Source organism: Kitasatospora sp. NPDC058478, assembly GCF_042720345.1.
Taxonomy (GTDB): domain Bacteria; phylum Actinomycetota; class Actinomycetes; order Streptomycetales; family Streptomycetaceae; genus Kitasatospora.
Window position 1 is genome coordinate 79,617 of the sequence record NZ_JBHXML010000030.1, and the last position, 18,718, is coordinate 98,334.

Here is an 18,718-nt window from a genome sequence, read left to right on the forward strand (position 1 = left end):
CCGCGCTTTCGTTACGCTGTCCGGGTGAGCGTGGATCATTTCTGGCGCCGCCTGCCCGGCCAGGAGGTCGACACCTGCTCGCCGACGGAACTCGGCGAGCTCGTCCCCGACCGGCAGGACGTCCGCTACGGCCAGCTGGCCTCCGCCGGACTTCTCCTCGGCGTGCGGAGCACCGCCCGGCTGATGGAACTGGCCCTCACCGAGAACGGCCTGCACCCCGACCCGGCCGCGCGCCTGCCCGTGTACGGCGGCGAGCGCCGCGAACCCGACGCCGCGCAGACCGATCCGCTGGTGCTGAGCCCCGCGCAGGTCGCGGCCGCCTTCACCTTCCTGCGCGACTCGGCGCTCGGCGAACTCGTGCGCCAGCAGGACACCGTGCTGGCCCGGACGGTCGCGCGCCTCGGGTACCCGACGCCGTGGTCCGAGACGTGGGCGACCCGGGTGGTCGCCGACCTGCGGGAGCTGCGGGACTTCTTCGCCGACGCGGCGGCGGCCGGTGACGCGGTGGTCGTCCGGGACCGGAAGGCATGATCGGGGTGACCGGGGCGGCGGACACGAACGGGGTGGACGAGTTGGACGGGGTGGAGGACGTGAACGGGGTGGACGAGTTGAACGGGATGGACGGGGTGGACGAGGCGGAAGGCCTGAACGGGCTTTCGAGCACTGCCGGTTACGCCGAGGCGGCGGAGGAGCTCGCCGTCCAGTACGAGAGCGTGACCTTCGCCGAGGTCCACGCGGACCTGCTGCACAGCTACCCGCCCCCGCCCGCCGCCGTCCTCGACGTGGGCGCCGGCACCGGGCGGGACGCGGCCGCCCTCGCCGCCCTCGGCCATCCGGTGGTGGCCGTCGAGCCGACCGCCGAACTCCGTTCCGTCGCCGAGCGGTTGCACGCGGGCTCCGGCGTGCGCTGGGTCGCCGACGAGCTGCCCGAGCTGCCGCAGCTGAGCGCCGGCACCGAACGCTTCGACCTCGTCCTGCTGACCGCCGTCTGGATGCATCTCGCCCCCGCCGAGCGGGCGTTGGCGATGGCCGCCCTCGGCCGGCTGCTCGCCCCGGGCGGGCGCCTCGCCCTGACCCTGCGCCACGGCCCCGTCCCGCCGGGCCGCCGGATGTTCGACGTCCCGCCCGAGGAGACCGTCGCGCTCGCCGCCGCCCGGGGCCTGCGGCTGCTCCACCGCACCGAACGCGGCGACCTGCACGGCCGGTCCGGCGTCCGCTGGACGAGCCTGGTCTTCGGGTAGGTCGCCCTCCTGGCGTCCGGGCCGCGCTCGCGCGGTGCGGGGGTCAGTTCACGTCGACGTTGTCGAAGAGTTCGAGCATCTGCGTGAGGACGTGCACGCAGGCGGTCAGGTCGGCGTCGGTCAGCTCGCCGCCGACCTGGCGGAGCAGGGCGTGCTCGCGGGCGCTCGCCGCGGAGACGGCGGCCCTGCCGTGGCCGGTCAGCCGGATCAGCGAGGACCGCTGGTGGGCGGGGTTCGGGGTGATCTCGACCAGGTCCAGGGCTGCCGCGTCGTTGACCATGCGTTGCACGAACTGCCTGCTCAGTGCCTGTGCGCGGCCCATCTGAGGGACGGTCATGGGCCCGTGTTCCGCGAGCAGGAGCAGTACGGCGCGCACGCCGACGGACAGCCCCTCGATGGGAGCCGCGAGTTCCACAGTGCGGAGCACCCGTCGGTACAGCGGGCCGACCAGGTCGAACACGTCCATGAGCCGGTGGGCGAGGACGTCGGGCGGGAGCGGGGCATCGGTATCGGTCACCCCGCCATCATGACACCCGGGTTGCCAATCCCTGCCGTGGAGGAACCGCGTGGAGGGAACCGTTCGCCGCCGCCGGCTGAACCGCCCCGGCGTCCTGTGCCGGGCTCACCGGGGGGGCACCGGGGCGGGGCGCCGAAGTCCTCGGCGACCAGCCGGTCGACCCAGTGCCGGAGGGCCGGGGCGAGGGGCGGGTGGACCAGGCCGGCGGCGGTGGCGAGGTGGTCGGCGGAGGTGGTGTCGTAGCGGTCCTCGGAGAGGAAGCCGAGGGTCTCCGGGTCGGCGCCGGTGAGGGCGCGGGGGAGGCGGCGGACGATGGCGACGGGCGCCAGGCCGCGGGGCGGGCGGACGCCGAGGTGGGCGGCGAGCAGGGCGATCAGGTCCGGGAGGACGGGGGTGGCGGGGTCGAGGACGGTGTGGGCCACCACGGCGGAGCCGTCGGGGGTGGGAGTGGCGTCGGGGGTGGCGGAGCCGTCGGGCGTGGGGGTGGCGGCGCTGTCGTGGGCGGGGACGGCGGCGAGGAAGCGGGCCAGGTGGTCGACGGTGACCACGGGCAGGAAGGTGCGGCGGGTGCCGGGCAGCAGCGGCAGGCGGCTGCGGTGGAGCTGACGGACGAGCTGGGCCAGGCCCAGGTACTGGCCGGCCTCGCCGGTCCGCGAGTGGCCGATGACGCTGCTGGGGTTGACGGTGGTGAGCGGGACGCCGAGTCGGGGCGCGGTGACCCGGACGGCGGCGTCGCCGAGCAGCTTGGAGGCCTCGTACGCGCCGAGGCGTGTGTAGGCGGCGGTGGTGGCGCGGGGGCTGGGCGGGTACTGCGGCTGCGGGTCGCGGCCGACGCGGTAGCCGGAGAGGTGGACCAGGCGGCGCAGCCGGGGCCGGGTGGCGGACCAGTGGAGGGCGTGCAGGGCGCCGTGGACGTTGGCGGGTTCGGCCTGGGCGCGGGTGAGGCCGAACTGGTAGCGGGCGGCGAGGTTGTGGACGTCGCGGACCTCGGTGAGCCGGGCGTCGTCCTCGGGGGAGAGGCCGAGGCCGGGGCGGGTGAGGTCGGCGGCGACGGTGGTCAGCGCGGTGTCGTCGGCGCCGTGGGTGCGCAGCCAGTGGCGCAGCTCGGTGTCACGGCCGGCGCCGCGCACGGCGGCGGCCACGGGCTCGCCGCGGGTGAGGAGTTCGAGGACGAGCCAGCGGCCGAGGAAGCCGGTGGCGCCGAGGACGAGGGTGCGGGGCGGTGGCGGGAGGGGCGGCATGTGGCAACTCCTGGAGCTGGAATCTGTAGACCGGTCTGCATATTTTTCGGACACGAGAAAACCCGGACACGAGAAAACTCGGGCACAGGAGAATTCGGGCACAAGGAATCGGAAGGAGGGGCGGAGCCGCGCACCGGTCGGCGGCGGCTCCGCTTCCGCGAAGCCCTACGGGGTGCGGGCGGCCGGCTTGGCGCCGAGCAGGTGGCGGACGGCGTGCAGCGCGTGGTCCAGCGGCTCGCGGCTGCGCCGGACCGACGCCAGCAGGACCGCGCCCTCCATCAGCGCGAGTGCCTGCCCGGCCGCCGTCGCGGCCTCGGCCGGCTGGAAGCCCTCGGCCTCCAGCCGGCCGGCCAGCACGCGCTGCCAGCTCTCGTACACCTCCGCGCAGACGGCGCGCAGCGGCTCGTTGGTGCCGGCGACCTCCAGGGCGACGATCGCGATCGGGCAGCCCTTGGTGTAGTCGGAGCGTGCCAGTCGCTCGGCGAAGACCTCGGTGAGCCGCTCGGTGAGCGCTCCGCTGTCGGCGCCCTCGGCGGCCAGCGCGGCGAGCAGGTCCTCGACCTCCTGCCCGGCCTGGGCGAGGGAGGCGGCGACCAGTTGGTCCTTGCCCTCGGGGAAGTGGAAGTAGAGCGAGCCGCGCGGTGCGCCCGTCGCGGCCACGATCTGGTTGAGGCCGGTCCCGAAGTAGCCCTGTGCCTCGATCAGCGTCCGGGTACCGGCGATCAGCCGGGCCCGGGTCTCCTCACCTTTGACTCCCATGCGGAAAACAATAGACCGGTCTGCATATTCCTGTCGACGGGCCTCAGCGCTGGGCCGCGGGCGGGAAGCAGGTCGTTGTGGAGCAGCGCTCCGGGACTCCCTCGTTCGTGTCGGCGTGCGTGCTCTCGTGCTCGCCGGTGATCCTGAGCTCGTCCCGGAGCGGTGCCGTCGCGGCCCTGCCCGGTTCCGGGTCAGCCCGTGTGCGCCTCCTGAAGCAGCGCCAACTCTTCCGGGGAGAGGCGCAGGGCCCCGGCGGCGATGTTGTCCTCCAGGTGCGCCAGGTCGCCGGTGCCGGGGATGGCCAGGACGTGCGGGCCCTGGTGGAGCGTCCAGGCGAGGCGGACCTGGGCCGGGCCGACCCCGCGCGCCTGCGCCACCGCCCGGACCTGGGCCGGTTCGGCGCCGCCCGTGCCGGACTCCCGCCCGGCTCCGGCGATCGCGTAGAACGGGACGAAGGCGATGCCCTGCTCGCCGCAGAGCCGCAGCACGGCGTCCTGTTCGGGCGAGGCGCCGATGCCGTACGGGTTCTGCACGCACACGACGGGCGCGACGGCCTGCGCCTCGGCGAGCTGGTGCGGGTGGATGTTGGAGAGGCCGAGGTGGCGGATCAGCCCGGCCTGGCGCAACTCGGCGAGGGCGCCGAAGCGTTCGGCGATCGAGTCGGTGCCGACGATCCGCAGGTTCACCAGGTCGAGGTGGTCGCGGCCGAGTTGGCGCAGGTTCTGCTCGACCTGGCCGCGCAGCCGCTCCGGGGTGCGGGCGTGCTCCACCCACTCGCCGTCGAGTCCGCGGCCCGGGCCGACCTTGGTGGCGATCACCAGGTCGTCGGCGTACGGCGCGAGCGCCCGGTTGATCAGCTCGTTGGCGGAGCGCAGCGGGGAGAAGTAGAAGGCGGCGGTGTCGAGGTGGTTGACGCCCAGTTCGACGGCGCGCCGCAGCACCCGGACGGCCTGCTCGCGGTCGCGCGGTACGGCGTCGGGGACGAGCGCCCGGCCGGTCTGCGGCAGGCGCATGGTGCCGAAGCCGATCCGGTGGACGGTGCGGTCGCCGAGCGTCCAACTGCCGGAGGCGGCGGCGGCGGCGGTGACGGCGGCGGGGGCGGGGGTGGTGCCAGAAGTCATGCCGTCATGATCGCCACTGCCCTGCCCTGACCGCCAGCGATTCGGGAATGTACGAATCCCCGCGGAATCCACGGGGGCGTAGGTGACGGCGGGCTGCTGTCCACGGGGGAGGGCGCCGTGACGGCGGACCTGTCGGGACTGTGACAACCGTCATGCCGTTTCCATGATCACCCGCCCTGGTCCGGGGCCCCGCCCGGCCGGGATGATGGGGCTCGTCGACGGGCGGGAGCGCCGGGGGTCGGGTGAACGGGGGGTCGGCGATGTCGCCGCACGAGATCGGGTTGTACGCGAGCGCTGCCGTGGTGGTCAGCGTGGGACTTCAGGCGCTGGCGCTGGCCGGCTCCGCCGCCGGCCCGGGAGCCGGCGCTCCGGCGGGCGCTCCGGCGGGCGCCGGGCCGGGCGAGGTGCTCGCCGTGGTCCGGGCCGCCCTGGCGCGGCGGCCCCGGGTCACCCTCACACTGTTCGCGCTGATGGCGGTGATGGCCGTGCTCCAGTACGCCGTGCCCACCCTGGTCGACGATCTGATGCGGCAGCCGGGTGCGTTGTCCGACGGGCAGTGGTGGCGGGCCGGGACGGCCCTGCTGGTGCAGTCCTCCGGGATCGCGCAGATCGCGATGAACCTGCCGGCCCTGCTCGTGGTCGGCGCCGTCGCCGAGTCGGTCCTCGGATGGTGGCGGACCCTGGCCGTCTTCCTCGCCAGCGGCGTCCTCGCCCACGTGGTGAGCCTGGCCGGCTGGTCGCCGCGCGGCGGCGGCGACTCCGTGGCCGTCTGCGGCCTGCTCGGCGCCCTGGCCGTCACCTGCCTGCTGCGCGGGAGCGCCCTGGGCCTCACGTTCAAGGGCACCTGGTACCTGCTGCTCATCCCCGCGGCCGGCCTGTTCCTGTGCGCGCTGCGGAACAACCACGGCGCCGGCCTGGTGGCGGGCTGCCTGCTCGGTCTGGTGCTCGCCACCGGGACGAGGACCAGGCCGACCGGGCAGCCCGCCGCGGCGTGACCGGGGGCCGGTCCACCCCCGGGGGCCGATCCCGCAGACCCGCAGACCCGCAGACCCGCAGCTCGGACCGGGGCCTGGCACGCCGGGCGCCGACCGGCGTCTGGGAGAGTGCGGGCATGACACTTCGGACCCTTCGCTGCGCCGTCCTCGACGACTTCCAAGGCGTCGCCACCAGCATCGTCGACTGGTCCCCGGTCTCCGACCGGGTGGCGGTGACCGCCTTCTCCGAGCACTTCGGATCGGAGGACGAACTCGCCGCCGCCCTGGCCGACTTCGACTTCGTCGTGACCCTGCGCGAGCGGGTGCCGTTCCCGGCCTCGCTGTTCGCCCGGCTGCCGAGGCTCAGGCTGCTGGTCGCCTCGGGCATGCGGAACTCGGTGATCGACTACGCGGCCGCCGAGGCGCACGGCGTGACGGTCTGCGGGACGGCCAGCTCCTCCACCCCGCCGGTCGAGCTGACCTGGGCGCTGCTGCTCGGCCTGGCCCGCGGCATCGTGCCGGAGAGCACGGCGCTGCGCGAGGGCGGTCCCTGGCAGAGTACCGTCGGCGCCGACCTGCACGGGCGGGTGCTCGGGCTGCTGGGCCTGGGGAAGATCGGCGGCCTGGTCGCCCGGGTCGGACTGGCCTTCGGCATGGACGTGCTGGCCTGGAGCCAGAACCTCACGGACGAGCGGGCCGCCGAGGTCGGCGTGCGCAGGGCCGCCGGCAAGGAGGAGCTGTTGAGCGGCGCCGACTTCGTCTCGATCCACCTCGCCCTGGGCGAGCGCACCCGGGGACTGCTGGGCGAGGCCGAACTCGCCCTGATGAAGCCCGAGGCGTACCTGGTGAACACCTCCCGGGCGGCGATCGTCGACCAGGACGCGCTGCTGGCCGCGCTCACCGGGGGCCGGATCGCGGGCGCCGCCGTGGACGTCTTCGACGTCGAGCCGCTGCCCGCCGACCACCCGCTGCGCACCGCGCCCCGGCTGCTGGCAACCCCGCACCTGGGGTACGTGTCGCGCGACAACTACCGCCGCTACTACGGCGAGGCGGTCGAGGACATCGCGGCCTACCTGGCCGGCGAGCCGATCCGCCGCCTGGGCTGACCCATGGGCCGGGCCCGGGCCGGCCCTCGTGGCGGCGTCCGCCCGCCGGGCGCCGCCCGGCCGCATACTGGCCGCGTGACGAGCGGAGACGGTGCCCGGGGTGCGGGCCGGCGCGGTGTGCTGAGGGCGGGTGCGGCGGCGCTGCTGCTGGGCGCGGCGGGGTGCGGGAGCGGGGCCGGGCGGCCCGCGGTGACGACGGGTCCGGCCGGTACGCCGACGGAGACGTCGACGTGGACGGTGGCCCCGACGCCGACGGGGACACCGACGGTCTCCGCCCTGCCGAACCCCGCGCTCTGGCAGCCCGGCCCGTCCGAGGTGCAGCCCGACGTCAAGCGCCGCGCCGTCGAGCTGGTCGCCGCGCTCGGCGCCTGGCCGCCGGGCGGGCAGGGCGTGGAGGCGGCCCGGGCCCGGGTGGCGGCGCTCGGCCTGCCGCCCGAACTGGCGGACCGGGCCGGGCCGCTGGCCCCGGCGGCCGCCGAGGCGAGCCTGGAGGTGGTCGACGCCCAGTACGGCGGGCTCCTCGCGGACTCGGCGAGCGTGCTGGTGGTCTGCCGGCAGTGGACCCGCCGGGCCGACGGCTCGGTCGCCGAGGGCGGCACCACGGTGGACGTCCGGCTGAGCCGGGCCGCGCCGCGCTGGACCGTCACCGGCCTGAACCCGGGGGAGCCGGGCCCGGCCGCCGCCTCGCCCGCCCCGGCGGTGGCGCAGGTGCTGGCCGGGTCGAGGATCGAGCTGCCGCCCGAGGCGGCCGCCGACCTGCGCAGCGGCACCGTGCACGACAGCGTGCTGGCGGCGATGCTCCGGCTGGCCGGCCCGTACACGCTGTCGGTGAGCGTGGTGCGGACCGGCCACCCGTTGGACGTCTTCGGTACGACCCGGCCCAGCGACCATCCGCTGGGCCGGGCCTTCGACGTCTGGCGGATCGACGGTCAGGCGGTGGTGGACCCGTCGACGCCCCGGCAGCTGATCGAGTCCTTCATGCGGGACGCGGCCGCCGCCGGCTCGTACAACGTGGGCGGTCCGGTGGCGATCCCGGGCGTGGGCAACCAGTTCTTCACCGACGACACCCACCACGACCACGTCCACGTGGGGTTCTCCGCCTGACCGCCTGACCGCCTGACCGCCTGACGGCCTGACCGCCTGACCGCCTGACCGTCTGACCGTCTGACCGCCTGACCGTCTGACGGCCTGACCTCCACCGCCCGGGGACGGTTACGTCAGTTGACGTTGACGCCGCTCCAGGCCGCCGCGACGGCCTTGTACTCGGTGCTGTTGAGGCCGTACAGGTCCTTGGCCGCGCTCAGGGAGGCGGTGCGGGCACCCTTGTAGGTGGTGGTGGAGGTCATGTAGACGGTCAGCGCGCGGTACCAGATCTTGGCGATCTTCTGGTTGCCGATGCCGGCCACCGTGGAGTTGTTGCAGGTGGGGCTGTTGTAGGTGTAGCCGTTGATGGTCTTGCTGCCGCTGCCCTCGCTGGCCAGGTAGAACCAGTGGTTGCCGACGCCCGAGGAGTTGTGCACGTCGAGCTTGCCGACCGAGCTGCTCCAGCAGTCCGCCGAGCGGCCGTCGAGCGAGGGCTTGTCGAAGCGGCGCAGCCACGGCGGGGTGGACTGGTCGCTGAACAGGTAGTCGGGGGTGTCGACCTTGTTGTTGGCGTACCACTCCACCATGGTGCCGAAGATGTCGCTGGTGGACTCGTTGAGGCCGCCGGACTCGCCGCTGTAGCGCAGGTTGGCGGTGGCGCTGGTGACGCCGTGGGTCATCTCGTGGCCCATGGTGTCGAGGTCGACCTGCTCGGGGTCGGTGCTGCCGTCGCCGTCGCCGGTCATCATGCAGAAGCAGCTGTCGGACCACTGGGCGTTGTCCCAGTTGGTGCCGACGTGGACGAAGACGGTGGCGCCCTTGCCGTCGTTCTTGATGCCGTTCCGGCCGAAGGTGTTCTTGTAGTAGTCGTACGTCCAGGCGGTGTTGGCGTGGGCGTCGACGGCGGCGGTGGAGCGGTCGGTGGAGAACTTCTTCCCGTCGCCCCAGACGTTGGTGGTGCTGGTGAACGCGGTGCCGGAGCCGGCCTTGAGCGCGCTCGCCGCGACGTTGTTGGCGTCCTTGGTGACGTGGCCGCGGACCGCGTCCTTGAGGGTGTAGCCGCCGCCGCTCTGGGCGGTGGTGTCGATCGTGATGTCGCCGGTGTACTCGGAGTGGCCGGTGCCGGAGGCCTGGTGCTCGGCGTCGTAGGTCTCGATCTGCTCGCCGGTGGTGGCGTCGGTGACGACCACCTTGCCGGCCGGCTGGCCGTGCTCGCCGGTGCCCTCGACGGTGGTGCGCCAGGCGAGCCGGGGCGTGCCGTCGGCGGCCCAGACGACCAGTTCGGGCGTGCTGGTGGCGTCCTGGACGCCGGGTGCGGCCGCGAGCGCGTTGGCGGCGCCGGCCTGCGCGGGCACCTTCGGGACAGTGGACCTGACGGCGGCGTCGTGGGCGGCCGCGCGGGAGGAGTCCTTGAGCCGGCCGCGGGCGTCCTGGTGGACGACCAGGTCACCGCCGACCACCGGCAGGCCCTGGTAGGTGCGGTCGAAGCGGACGTGCTGGGTGCCGTCGGCGTCGAGGACGACGTCCTTGACGACGAGGTCCTGGCCGGCGCCGAAGCCGAACACCCCCGCGTTGTGGGTGACGTTGGCGCGGGCCTGGGATATCGCGGCGTCCCTCGTGCCGGTGGCGGCGGAGGCCGTGCCGGTGGGGACGGCGACGGCGACGAGGGCGGCGACGACCGCGATGGCTCCGGCCGCGAGGGGGCGGCGGCGGGAGGAGGAGGTGGGGCTCACTCTGACTCCAGTCGGGGTAGCTGCAGGGAAAAGAGCTGCGACCGACATTGACGGCGATCAGTCAGGTAGAGCTAGAGGAATGGTCATATCTTTGCCAAGTTGTGTCCTGTTCAAATCAAAAGTGAGCAGAAATCAACACCCGTGCCGCATATGGCCGATCGTGTTCCGACGCATGACGCATGACCTGACGAGGCCCTAGGCTCGCCCCATGGACGGATGGGTGGGGGCCTGGACCGGCGGGCGGGCGGCGGTCCACGTGGGCAACGTCGCGGACTTCAACGAGCAGTTCTTCGCCCCGGACATGGACGCCGCCCAGCGCGCCCGACGGCTGCGGCAGGCGCACCACTACGCCTGCCTGGCCACCTGCTACAGCCCCGAACCCGCGCTGCTGGTACTGCCCGCCGAGGTCGGCCCGGAGTGGACCGACTGGCTGGCCCGGGAGCTGGAGTGGGGCCCGGTCGAGGTGCACGGCGGCGTCGCGCCCGGGCGGACGGTCGCCCGGGCGCTCGCCGAACGGCCGGCCCTGGCCGCGCGGATCGCCGCCCTCGGCCGGCCGGTGGTCGCCTGGGGCCGCACCGCCGCCCAAGGCGAGGGCCCCGAACTGGCCGCGGTGCACCGCTACGAGTCCAAGGCGGCGGCCCACGACCTGTTCGCCGAACTCGCCCCCGACCACCCGGGCATCGTCGTCCCCCGGCAGGAACGCCCGGCCGGCCGGGGCCGCGCGGCCCGCCGGCTGACCGCCCGCGCCGCCCGGGGGCTGACCACCGTGCTGAAGAGCCCGCACGGCGTCGGCGGCTACGGCACCGTCGTGGTGGATCCGGCCGACCTCTTCGCCGCCGGCGGCGGCCGGGCCCTGCTGCGGCGCCTGGTCCGCTCCGAACTCCTGCCCGCCCAGGGCGGCTTGCTGCTGGAGGAGCACGTCGACCCGGGCCCGGCCGCCCGGCTGCGCGACCTCACCTACGACGCGCTGGTCGGCCCCGACGGAGCCGTCCACCCGGTGGGCGCCGGTGACATGCACGTCGCCGGCACCCGCTACCAGGGCGTCACCGTCGGCCCCGACGCGGTGCCCCGGGGCGCCGCCGGGACGGCCCGCCGGTTCGCCCTCGCGGTGGGGGAGCGGCTGGCCGCCGAGGGCTACCGCGGCTGGTACGACGTGGACTTCGTCACCGACCGGCAGCGCCGGCTCGCCCCCACCGAGATCAACCTGCGGCTCACCGGCCCGGCCGTGGCCTTCATGCTGCGGGCCCGCCTCGACCAGGTGCGGGGCCCGGGCCACCTCGTCCGCACCCTGGACGCGATGCCGCTCGGCGCCCGGCTCGCCCCGGGCGCGCTGTACGACCACCTCGACCGGCTGCGGCCGCGCTGCGCCCGGCTCGACGTCACCCTCCTGCCGTTGATCCCGACGGCGGGCCACGACCCGGAGCCCGCCGTCGGCCTCGCCCTCGCCGGGCCGAGCGCCGAGGCGCTGGACGCCGCGCAGGCGCTGCTCGCGGCCGCGCACCACGGGCTGGCCGGGATGTTCGAGGCGCTGCGCTGACCGATCATCAGCGCAGGCCGTCAGCGCAGGCCGTCATGACCGGGCAGCCGTCACCGCCGGGCGGCCGGCCGCCGGATCAGGAAGATCAGCACCACCAGCGCGGCCGCCATCAGCGGCACGTTGAAGGTGAACACCATCGCCGTCTCGCGCGGCCAGTCGGTGGCGTCGGTGAGCCGGTACAGGTTGTCCTGTGGCCACCAGGAGGCCAGCAGCCACACCACCGACAGGTAGGTGAGCAGGGACAGCCTGTACGACCGCCCCTGCCGCAGCACCGCCGGGAAGCCGAAGAAGAGGAAGGCCACCCCGGCGCCGAAGGCGAGGTTCTCGCACAGGTAGAGCAGCTCGAACCAGAAGTGGTACGCGTCGGGCACCGCCCCGAGCTGCGTCGCGCCGGGGAAGAAGACGTTGGTGCTGACCCAGGCCATGAGCGAGAAGAACACCACGCAGCCGAGCACCAGGCAGCCCGGCAGGTCCGACGTGCCGCTGCGCCCGCCCCCGGCCTTGCCGCCGCCGCCCTTCCCCGCGCGCGACCCCGCCTTCGCCGATCCGGCGGCGGCGTGCTTCGGCGGGGCCGGCAGCGGCAGTGCGGCGCGGTCCAGCTTGCCGGCCCGGGTGCGCGGCAGCTCCGGCACCGGGACGACGGCCTCGGGCGCGTCGCCGACGGGCAGTTGGGCCGCCAGGTACTGGGAGAGCGACCAGCCGTCCGCCCCGTCCGCCCCGTCCACGTCCGGCGCGGTCACCGCGTACCCGACCAGGCTGCGCCGGCCCGGCCGCAGCTCCAGCTCCACCACGGCCGCCTCCCGGACCGCCGGGTGGGCGCGCAGCCGGCCCTCGGCCCGGGCCGCCGCCGCGACCCGGGAGACCACCGCGGCCTTGCGGGCGAAGGGGACCGGCCCGACCACGTGCGCGGCCCGGCCGAGGAACTCCAGGACGCCGTCGTCCCGGAGCCGGCCGATGTCCCCGGTCAGCAGTAGCCGGCCGTCCGGGTCGAAGTCCGCCCGGACGAACCGGTGGCGGGTGTCGTCGGCCCGGTTGAGGTAGCCCCGGCCGAGGCCGCCGCCCGCGATCGCGATCTCGCCGGCCTGCCCCGGCGGCACCGGGGTGCCGTCCGGGCCGACCACGTACACCCGGGTTCCGGGGAACGGCCGGCCGATCAGGGAGACCCGCTCGCCATCCTCGGTGGCCGCCGTGCCCTGCGCGTCGAAGTAGGTGCTGTCCACGCCGGCCTCGGCGAGGCCGTACACGTTGAGCACTCTGGTCCCGTCGCCGAGCAGCCGTTGGAGGCCCAACTGCTCGTCCAGGTACCACTTCTCGGCGCCGACGGTGAGCAGCCGCACGCCGGGCAGCGGCGTACCGGTCAGGGGTTCGCCTGTCTGTGACGCGTCGCTCCGGGCGAGGTGGGCGGCCAGTCGGCGCGCGAGGCGGGCGTTCAGCTCCAGGACGGTGATCCCTTCGGCGGCCACCAGGGCGGGCAGGCCGGCGAGGTCGGCGGTGCGGTCCAGGGTGAGGTTGCGCGGGGCGACCACCAGGGTGGCTCCGGTGCCCAGCGCGCGGACCCAGTCGGCGGTGAAGACGTCGAACTCCAGGCTCGACGTCTGCAGGATCCGGTCCGCCGGGGACAGGCCGTACACCTCGCGCCAACCCCGGTACGCGGACAGCAGGTTGCGGTGCTCGACCAGGGCCCCGGTGGGCAGGCCGGTGGAGCCCGAGGTGTAGAGGACGCAGGCGAGGTCCGTCGGGCCGGTGGGCGCCCCCGGTGGGTCGGACGGCTCTTCGGTGAGGTCGGCCGTGTCCAGGCAGACGATCTGCGCCGGGCCCGCGTCGGCGAGCCGCACCCGGTGGCTCTCCTCGGTCACCACCAGGTCCGGGGCGGCGTCGGCCAGGACGTGCCGCAGCAGCGCGTCCGGCGCGCTCGGCTCCAGTGGCACGTACGCGGCGCCCGCCTTCAGCACCGCGAGCAGCGCGACGTACACCTGCGTGCCGCGGCCCAGCGCCACCGCCGCCCGGCCGCCCGGGGCCAGGCCGCGCGCCGCCAGGTGGCGGGCCAGGGCGTCGGCCCGCTCGTCCAGTTCCCCGTACGTCAGCTCGGCATCGCCGCAGCGGACGGCCACCGCCTGCGGTGCCTGCCCGGCCCGCAGTTCGACCAGTCCGTGCAGCGTGTCGGCCGCCCGGTCCTCGGCCGCTTCCCCGTCGGTCGGCATCGGCGCTCCCCTCATCCCCTCCGAATCCCCCGATCATCCTCCCAACTCCCGCTGCGCGACAGGGTTCTGGAGCGTCCACTCCTCGGACGGCCCGGCTCCGCACGCGGCGACGGTTGTACTCTGCACGCAGACGGTCGGCGCCGGCCCGTCCGGTACGGCGCCCCGCCCGCACCCTGTCCGGCGCCGCACCTCGGAGGTCCGCCCCCATGAGCTCGTCCGTCCCGTCCTTCGACGGCCCGCTGCTGCGCACCCAGGACGTGGACGTCGTACGCGACGGCCGCCACCTGCTGCGCGGGATCACCCTCGCCATCGAGCCGGGCGAGCACTGGGCGCTGCTCGGCCCCAACGGCGCCGGGAAGTCGACCCTGCTCGCCCTGCTCGGCGCGGTCTCCCACCCCACCCGGGGCGAGGTGGACGTGCTCGGCCGCCGGCTCGGCCGGGTGGACATCCGCGAGCTGCGCGCCCACCTCGGGCACGTCAACCCCCGGCACCCGCTGCGCTCGCCGCTGAGCGTGCGCGAGGTGGTGCTCACCGGGCACACCAACACCATCGAGCCGGAGTGGCACCGCAAGCCCGGCCCCGAGGTGCTGGAGCGGGCCGAGCAGCTGATCGAGACGCTCGGCATGGGCGCGATCGCCGAGTCGGCGTGGACCACCCTGTCCCAGGGCGAGCGCGGCCGGGCCCTGATCGCCCGCGCGCTGATGCCGAGCCCCCGCCTGCTGCTGCTCGACGAGCCCGCCACCGGGCTGGACCTGACCGCCCGCGAGCTGCTGCTGGACAGCCTGGACCTGCTGCGCCACCAGCACCCGGAGCTGGCCAGCGTGCTGGTCACCCACCACCTGGAGGAGCTGCCGGAGAGCACCACCCACGCCCTGCTGCTGCGGGACGGGGAGTGCGTGGCGGCCGGGCCGGTGGACGAGGTGATGACCACCGAGCTGATCAGCGTGACCTTCGGCCACCCGATCCGGATCAGCCGGCACGAGGGCCGGTGGACGGCCCGGGCGGCCGCGCGCCGTACGCCGGGGCGCTGACGGGTCCGGGGCGGGGCGGGCCCGGTCGGGGCGGGGGCGGTCGGCCCGCTTCCGACGGGGGCGGGTGTAGACGTAAAAAAGTTTTTACGTAAGGTATGCCTTAGCTAAGGCGGGGTTGTCGCTGGTCCGGCGCCCCACCGGTGCTCAACCCTGCCCCGCCCTGGCACACCCATGCCCTTTTCCGTTGGAGCCCGCATGTCCGCCCGTCGCCGTTCCACCGCAGCCGCGCTGCTCACCCTCGCCGTGGCGACCGCCACCCTGGCGGGCTGTGCGACGAAGAAGGACGACAAGGCGGGCGGCGCGGACGCGGTCAAGATCAACGCGACCGACACCGCCTGCGAGGTCTCCAAGACCAGCTTCCCGGCCGGCCACGTCGTCCTGGACATCAGCAACAAGGGCGCCAAGACCACCGAGGTCTACGTCTACGGCGCCGGCGACAAGATCATCACCGAGCGCGAGAACATCGGCCCCGGCACCAAGGCCACCATCAACGCCGAGATCAAGGCCGGCTCCTACGAGATCGCCTGCAAGCCCGGCATGGTCGGCGACGGCATCCGCCAGAAGATCACCGTGACCGGCGAGGGCGCCAGCACCGCCGCCGCCGACCCGCGCCTGACCGCCGCCGTCGACGCGTACCGCACGTACGCCCAGCAGCAGGCCGACGCCACGATCCCGGCCGTCGAGGCCTTCGCCGCCGCGATCAAGGCCGGCGACGTGGAGAAGGCCAAGTCGCTGTACGCGCCGTCGCGCACCGGCTGGGAGCGCACCGAGCCGGTCGCCGAGAGCTTCGGCGACGTCGACCCCAAGACCGACACCCGCGAGGACAAGCTGGAGGCCGGCCAGGAGTGGACCGGCTGGCACAAGCTGGAGAAGTCGCTCTGGGCCGACGCCAAGATCGGCGACGACGAGAAGAAGCTCGCCGACCAGCTGGTCAACGACCTCAAGGACTGGCAGAAGAAGATCCCCGAGGCCGAGATCACCGCGACCAGCATGGCCAACGGCGCCAAGGAGCTGCTGGACGAGGTCGCCACCAACAAGATCACCGGCGAGGAGGACCGCTACAGCCACACCGACCTGGCCGACTTCCAGGCCAACGTCGAGGGCGCGCAGAAGGCCTACGAGCTGCTGAAGCCGGTCGCCGCCGAGAAGGACCCGGAGCTGTCCAAGACCCTGGACTCCGAGTTCACCGCGATCCAGGCCCTGCTCGCCAAGTACAAGCAGGCCGACGGCACCTTCACCTCCTACGACAAGGTCACCGAGGCCGAGCGCAAGACCTTCTCCGACGCGGTCAACTCGCTGGGCGAGCCGCTGTCGAAGCTGGCCGCCGCCGTGGTCGTCAAGTAACGACCGCGGTCCCACCCGAGCACCGTCCCCACCCCACCGACGCCGTGGCGGCCCGACGCGGCCGCCACGGCATCGGCGAGTCAGCACAGAGAAGGATCCGCCCGCCGATGGACGCCGAGAACGCCAAGGGCACCAAGAACCCCGAGAACCCCGAGGGCACCGCGAACGCCCCGGCCGCTGCCGCCGGGGGCGCCGTCAGCCGACGGGCCGTGATCGGCTGGGCCGGCGCGGGCGTCGCGCTCGGCGCCGCCGCCGTCGGCTCGGTCGCCGCCGCCACCCGGCAGGACGACCAGGCCCCGGCCCCGGCCGCCCAGACCGGCGCCGAGGTGCCCTTCTACGGCGAGAACCAGTCCGGCATCGCCACCCCGGTCCAGGACCGCCTGCACTTCGCCGCCTTCGACGTCTCCGAGAAGGCGACCCGCGAGTCGCTGGTCAAGATGCTCAAGGAGTGGACCAAGGCCGCCGCCGCGATGACCGGCGGCCGCGAGGTCGGCACCGGCGCCGCCGGCGGCCTGCCCGAGGCACCGCCGGACGACACCGGCGAGGCCCTCGGCCTGCCCGCCTCCCGGCTCACCCTCACCATCGGCTTCGGCCCCACCCTGTTCGACCAGGACGGCGTCGACCGCTTCGGCCTCCGCGCCAAGCGCCCCGAGGCCCTGATCGACCTGCCGAACTTCAAGGGCGACAAGCTCGACCCGCTGCGCAGCGGCGGCGACCTCTGCGTCCAGGCCTGCGCCGACGACCCGCAGGTCGCCGTGCACGCGATCCGCAACCTGGCCCGGATCGGCATGGGCACCGTCAACATCCGCTGGTCCCAGCTCGGCTTCGGCAAGACCTCCTCCACCACCCCGGACGCCCAGACCCCGCGCAACCTGCTCGGCTTCAAGGACGGCACCCACAACATCGCGGGCACCGACGGCGCCGGGCTGGCCGAGCACGTCTGGGCCGCCCCCGGCGACGGCCCCGAGTGGATGACCGGCGGCTCCTACCTGGTCGCCCGGCGGATCCGGATGCACATCGAGACCTGGGACCGCGCCTCGCTCAAGGACCAGGAGGACACCTTCGGCCGCACCAAGGGCGAGGGCGCCCCCTACGGCAAGGTCAAGGAGCACGACGCGCCGGACCTCAAGGCGATGCCCGCCGGCTCGCACGTCGCGCTGGCCCACCCGGACGCCAACAACGGCCTGATGATCCTGCGCCGCGGCTTCTCCTTCACCGACGGCACCGACGGCCTCGGCCGCCTGGACGCCGGCCTGTTCTTCCTCGCCTACCAGCGCGACACCCGCAAGGCCTTCGTGCCGCTCCAGCAGCGGCTCGCGGCCGGCGACAAGCTCAACGAGTACATCCAGCACGTCGGCTCCGCCCACTTCGCCTGCCCGGCGGGCGTCCGCAAGCCCGGGGAGTGGTGGGGCCAAGCGCTCTTCGGCTGATCCCCCGCCCCGTTCAACCCCCCGAGGAGAGTGCCGTGTTCGGCAACTACCTGATCGGCCTGCGCGAAGGCCTCGAAGCCAGCCTGGTCGTCTGCATCCTGATCGCCTACCTGGTCAAGACCGGCCGCAGGGACAAGCTGCCGCCGGTGTGGATCGGCGTCGCCTCCGCCGTGGTGCTCAGCATGGTCTTCGGCGCCGTGCTGCAGTTCGGCTCGTCGCAGCTCACCTTCGAGGCCCAGGAGGCGCTGGGCGGCTCGCTGTCGATCATCTCGGTCGGGCTGGTCACCTGGATGGTGTTCTGGATGCGCCGCACCGCCCGGCACCTGAAGACCGAACTGCACGGCAAGCTGGACGCGGCCATCGCCATGGGCACCACGGCCCTGGTGGTCACCTGCTTCCTGGCGGTCGGCCGCGAGGGCCTGGAGACCGCGCTGTTCATCTGGTCGGCGGTGCAGGCCACCAACGACGGCTACAACCCGCTGATCGGCGCCGCGCTCGGCCTGCTCACCTCGGTGGTGCTCGGCTGGCTGTTCTACCGCGGCGCGCTGAAGATCAACCTGGCCAAGTTCTTCACCTGGACCGGCGCGATGCTGGTGGTCGTCGCGGCCGGCGTGCTCGCCTACGGCGTGCACGACCTCCAGGAGGCCGGCTGGCTGCCCGGCCTGCACAGCGTGGCCTTCGACATCAGCAGCACCATCCCCAAGGACAGCTGGTACGGCACCCTGCTCAAGGGCGTGTTCAACTTCCAGCCGGACCCGACGGTGCTGCAGCTCGTGGTCTGGCTGCTCTACCTGGTGCCGACCCTCGCCGTGTTCTTCGGCCTGTTCAGCGGCAAGGCGAAGCCCGTCGCCGCCAAGCCGGCCGCCTGACCCCTTCGTTCGGCGAACCGCCCCGCCCCGTCCGGCACCCCGCCGGGCGGGGCGGTGTCGTGTGCGGCGCTATATCCCGTACAGGCAGAGGAAGACGATGAGGGCGACCAGCCCGACGGCCGCGGCGATCCACGGGCCCGGCGCGAACTCCTGCCGGACGTACCCGGCGTCGTGCGTCTGCGACAGGTGCTGGGAGGCCTTCGCCTGCGTGCCGAACGTCGCCGACCTGCGGTAGCCGCAGCTCTCGCAGACCACGCGCCGGGTGTTGTTCCGCCCCGAGACGACCTTCACCGCGTGCTGGTGCCCGTGCGGGTCCTCGCCCGTGAACCGGCTGGTCTCCATGCCTTGGCCCCCTTCGCCTCGCCCCTGTGCGCGCGAGCATCCTTGCACGCACCACCGACAGCCGTGCCCCGGTGGGACCGGGATACGCCGGAGCCCCGGACCGGAGAGGTCCGTCCGGGGCTACCGCCCGCATGCACCGGGGCGCCTAAGAGAGCATGATCGCGCCCACGCTGTCCATCCCGGCGGCCC

The 18,718-nt window shown here is 74.1% G+C and carries 17 protein-coding genes; 10 read left to right on the forward strand and 7 right to left on the reverse strand.

The window, feature by feature from the left end:
- Nucleotides 1-24: 24 nt before the first annotated feature.
- Together ACFWPT_RS18615 and ACFWPT_RS18620 are read left to right on the forward strand one after the other, a co-directional pair.
- On the forward strand, nt 25-531 hold the full coding sequence (locus ACFWPT_RS18615; protein WP_159398314.1) for a hypothetical protein: 507 nt from the start codon (nt 25-27) through the stop codon (nt 529-531).
- Nucleotides 528-1,241, forward strand: a complete 714-nt coding sequence (locus ACFWPT_RS18620) for a class I SAM-dependent methyltransferase (RefSeq protein ID WP_380482829.1) — start codon at nt 528-530, stop codon at nt 1,239-1,241. Before ACFWPT_RS18615 ends, ACFWPT_RS18620 begins: the two co-directional genes overlap by 4 nt.
- Before the next feature lie 43 nt (nt 1,242-1,284).
- Here ACFWPT_RS18620 and ACFWPT_RS18625 read toward each other — a convergent pair whose 3' ends face one another.
- The 4 genes from ACFWPT_RS18625 to ACFWPT_RS18640 all read right to left on the reverse strand — a co-directional run bounded on the left by ACFWPT_RS18625 (nt 1,285) and on the right by ACFWPT_RS18640 (nt 4,879).
- Nucleotides 1,285-1,758 (reverse strand): MarR family winged helix-turn-helix transcriptional regulator, encoded by a 474-nt coding sequence (locus tag ACFWPT_RS18625; RefSeq protein ID WP_380371456.1) that lies wholly within the window; start codon nt 1,756-1,758, stop codon nt 1,285-1,287.
- On the reverse strand, nt 1,755-2,999 hold the full coding sequence (locus tag ACFWPT_RS18630) for an SDR family oxidoreductase (protein ID WP_380482831.1): 1,245 nt from the start codon (nt 2,997-2,999) through the stop codon (nt 1,755-1,757). The genes ACFWPT_RS18625 and ACFWPT_RS18630 overlap by 4 nt, the downstream gene beginning before the upstream one ends.
- Nucleotides 3,000-3,164: 165 nt before the next feature.
- Nucleotides 3,165-3,758 carry a TetR/AcrR family transcriptional regulator gene (locus ACFWPT_RS18635; protein WP_380371452.1) on the reverse strand — a complete coding sequence of 198 codons (594 nt, stop codon included), beginning with the start codon at nt 3,756-3,758 and terminating at the stop codon, nt 3,165-3,167.
- A gap of 191 nt (nt 3,759-3,949) precedes the next feature.
- Nucleotides 3,950-4,879: an aldo/keto reductase gene (locus tag ACFWPT_RS18640; protein ID WP_380482833.1), complete on the reverse strand. Its 930-nt coding sequence runs from the start codon at nt 4,877-4,879 to the stop codon at nt 3,950-3,952.
- A 260-nt stretch (nt 4,880-5,139) separates the two neighbouring features.
- On the opposite strand from ACFWPT_RS18640, the gene ACFWPT_RS18645 reads away from it, so the two are divergent.
- The 3 genes from ACFWPT_RS18645 to ACFWPT_RS18655 all read left to right on the forward strand — a co-directional run bounded on the left by ACFWPT_RS18645 (nt 5,140) and on the right by ACFWPT_RS18655 (nt 8,063).
- Nucleotides 5,140-5,874, forward strand: coding sequence for a rhomboid family intramembrane serine protease (locus ACFWPT_RS18645; protein WP_380371448.1), 735 nt, complete (start codon nt 5,140-5,142; stop codon nt 5,872-5,874).
- 116 nt (nt 5,875-5,990) lie between these two features.
- Complete coding sequence (locus ACFWPT_RS18650) at nt 5,991-6,959, forward strand: D-2-hydroxyacid dehydrogenase family protein (protein WP_363373224.1); 969 nt, start codon at nt 5,991-5,993, stop codon at nt 6,957-6,959.
- A gap of 75 nt (nt 6,960-7,034) precedes the next feature.
- On the forward strand, nt 7,035-8,063 hold the full coding sequence (locus tag ACFWPT_RS18655; protein WP_380482835.1) for a hypothetical protein: 1,029 nt from the start codon (nt 7,035-7,037) through the stop codon (nt 8,061-8,063).
- Between the two features lie 113 nt (nt 8,064-8,176).
- Here ACFWPT_RS18655 and ACFWPT_RS18660 read toward each other — a convergent pair whose 3' ends face one another.
- On the reverse strand, nt 8,177-9,775 hold the full coding sequence (locus ACFWPT_RS18660) for a M4 family metallopeptidase (protein WP_380482837.1): 1,599 nt from the start codon (nt 9,773-9,775) through the stop codon (nt 8,177-8,179).
- Nucleotides 9,776-9,983: 208 nt separating this feature from the next.
- Here ACFWPT_RS18660 and ACFWPT_RS18665 point away from each other — a divergent pair, with 208 nt between their 5' ends.
- Nucleotides 9,984-11,312 carry a hypothetical protein gene (locus tag ACFWPT_RS18665; RefSeq protein WP_380482839.1) on the forward strand — a complete coding sequence of 443 codons (1,329 nt, stop codon included), beginning with the start codon at nt 9,984-9,986 and terminating at the stop codon, nt 11,310-11,312.
- Nucleotides 11,313-11,362: 50 nt separating this feature from the next.
- On the opposite strand, the gene ACFWPT_RS18670 is transcribed toward ACFWPT_RS18665, so the two are convergent.
- Nucleotides 11,363-13,513, reverse strand: a complete 2,151-nt coding sequence (locus tag ACFWPT_RS18670) for an amino acid adenylation domain-containing protein (protein ID WP_380482841.1) — start codon at nt 13,511-13,513, stop codon at nt 11,363-11,365.
- A gap of 206 nt (nt 13,514-13,719) precedes the next feature.
- Here ACFWPT_RS18670 and ACFWPT_RS18675 point away from each other — a divergent pair, with 206 nt between their 5' ends.
- The 4 genes from ACFWPT_RS18675 to efeU all read left to right on the forward strand — a co-directional run bounded on the left by ACFWPT_RS18675 (nt 13,720) and on the right by efeU (nt 18,187).
- Nucleotides 13,720-14,544, forward strand: a complete 825-nt coding sequence (locus tag ACFWPT_RS18675) for an ABC transporter ATP-binding protein (protein ID WP_063346115.1) — start codon at nt 13,720-13,722, stop codon at nt 14,542-14,544.
- Nucleotides 14,545-14,739: 195 nt separating this feature from the next.
- The gene (gene efeO / locus ACFWPT_RS18680) at nt 14,740-15,888 is read left to right on the forward strand and encodes an iron uptake system protein EfeO (RefSeq protein WP_380482843.1); all 1,149 of its coding nucleotides are present in this window, start codon (nt 14,740-14,742) and stop codon (nt 15,886-15,888) included.
- A gap of 107 nt (nt 15,889-15,995) precedes the next feature.
- Complete coding sequence (gene efeB, locus ACFWPT_RS18685; RefSeq protein WP_380371430.1) at nt 15,996-17,318, forward strand: iron uptake transporter deferrochelatase/peroxidase subunit; 1,323 nt, start codon at nt 15,996-15,998, stop codon at nt 17,316-17,318.
- Nucleotides 17,319-17,353: 35 nt separating this feature from the next.
- On the forward strand, nt 17,354-18,187 hold the full coding sequence (gene efeU, locus ACFWPT_RS18690) for an iron uptake transporter permease EfeU (protein WP_063346113.1): 834 nt from the start codon (nt 17,354-17,356) through the stop codon (nt 18,185-18,187).
- A 69-nt stretch (nt 18,188-18,256) separates the two neighbouring features.
- On the opposite strand, the gene ACFWPT_RS18695 is transcribed toward efeU, so the two are convergent.
- Entirely contained in the window at nt 18,257-18,529 is a 273-nt protein-coding gene (locus ACFWPT_RS18695; protein ID WP_380482845.1) for a hypothetical protein, read from the reverse strand.
- Nucleotides 18,530-18,718: the final 189 nt, after the last annotated feature.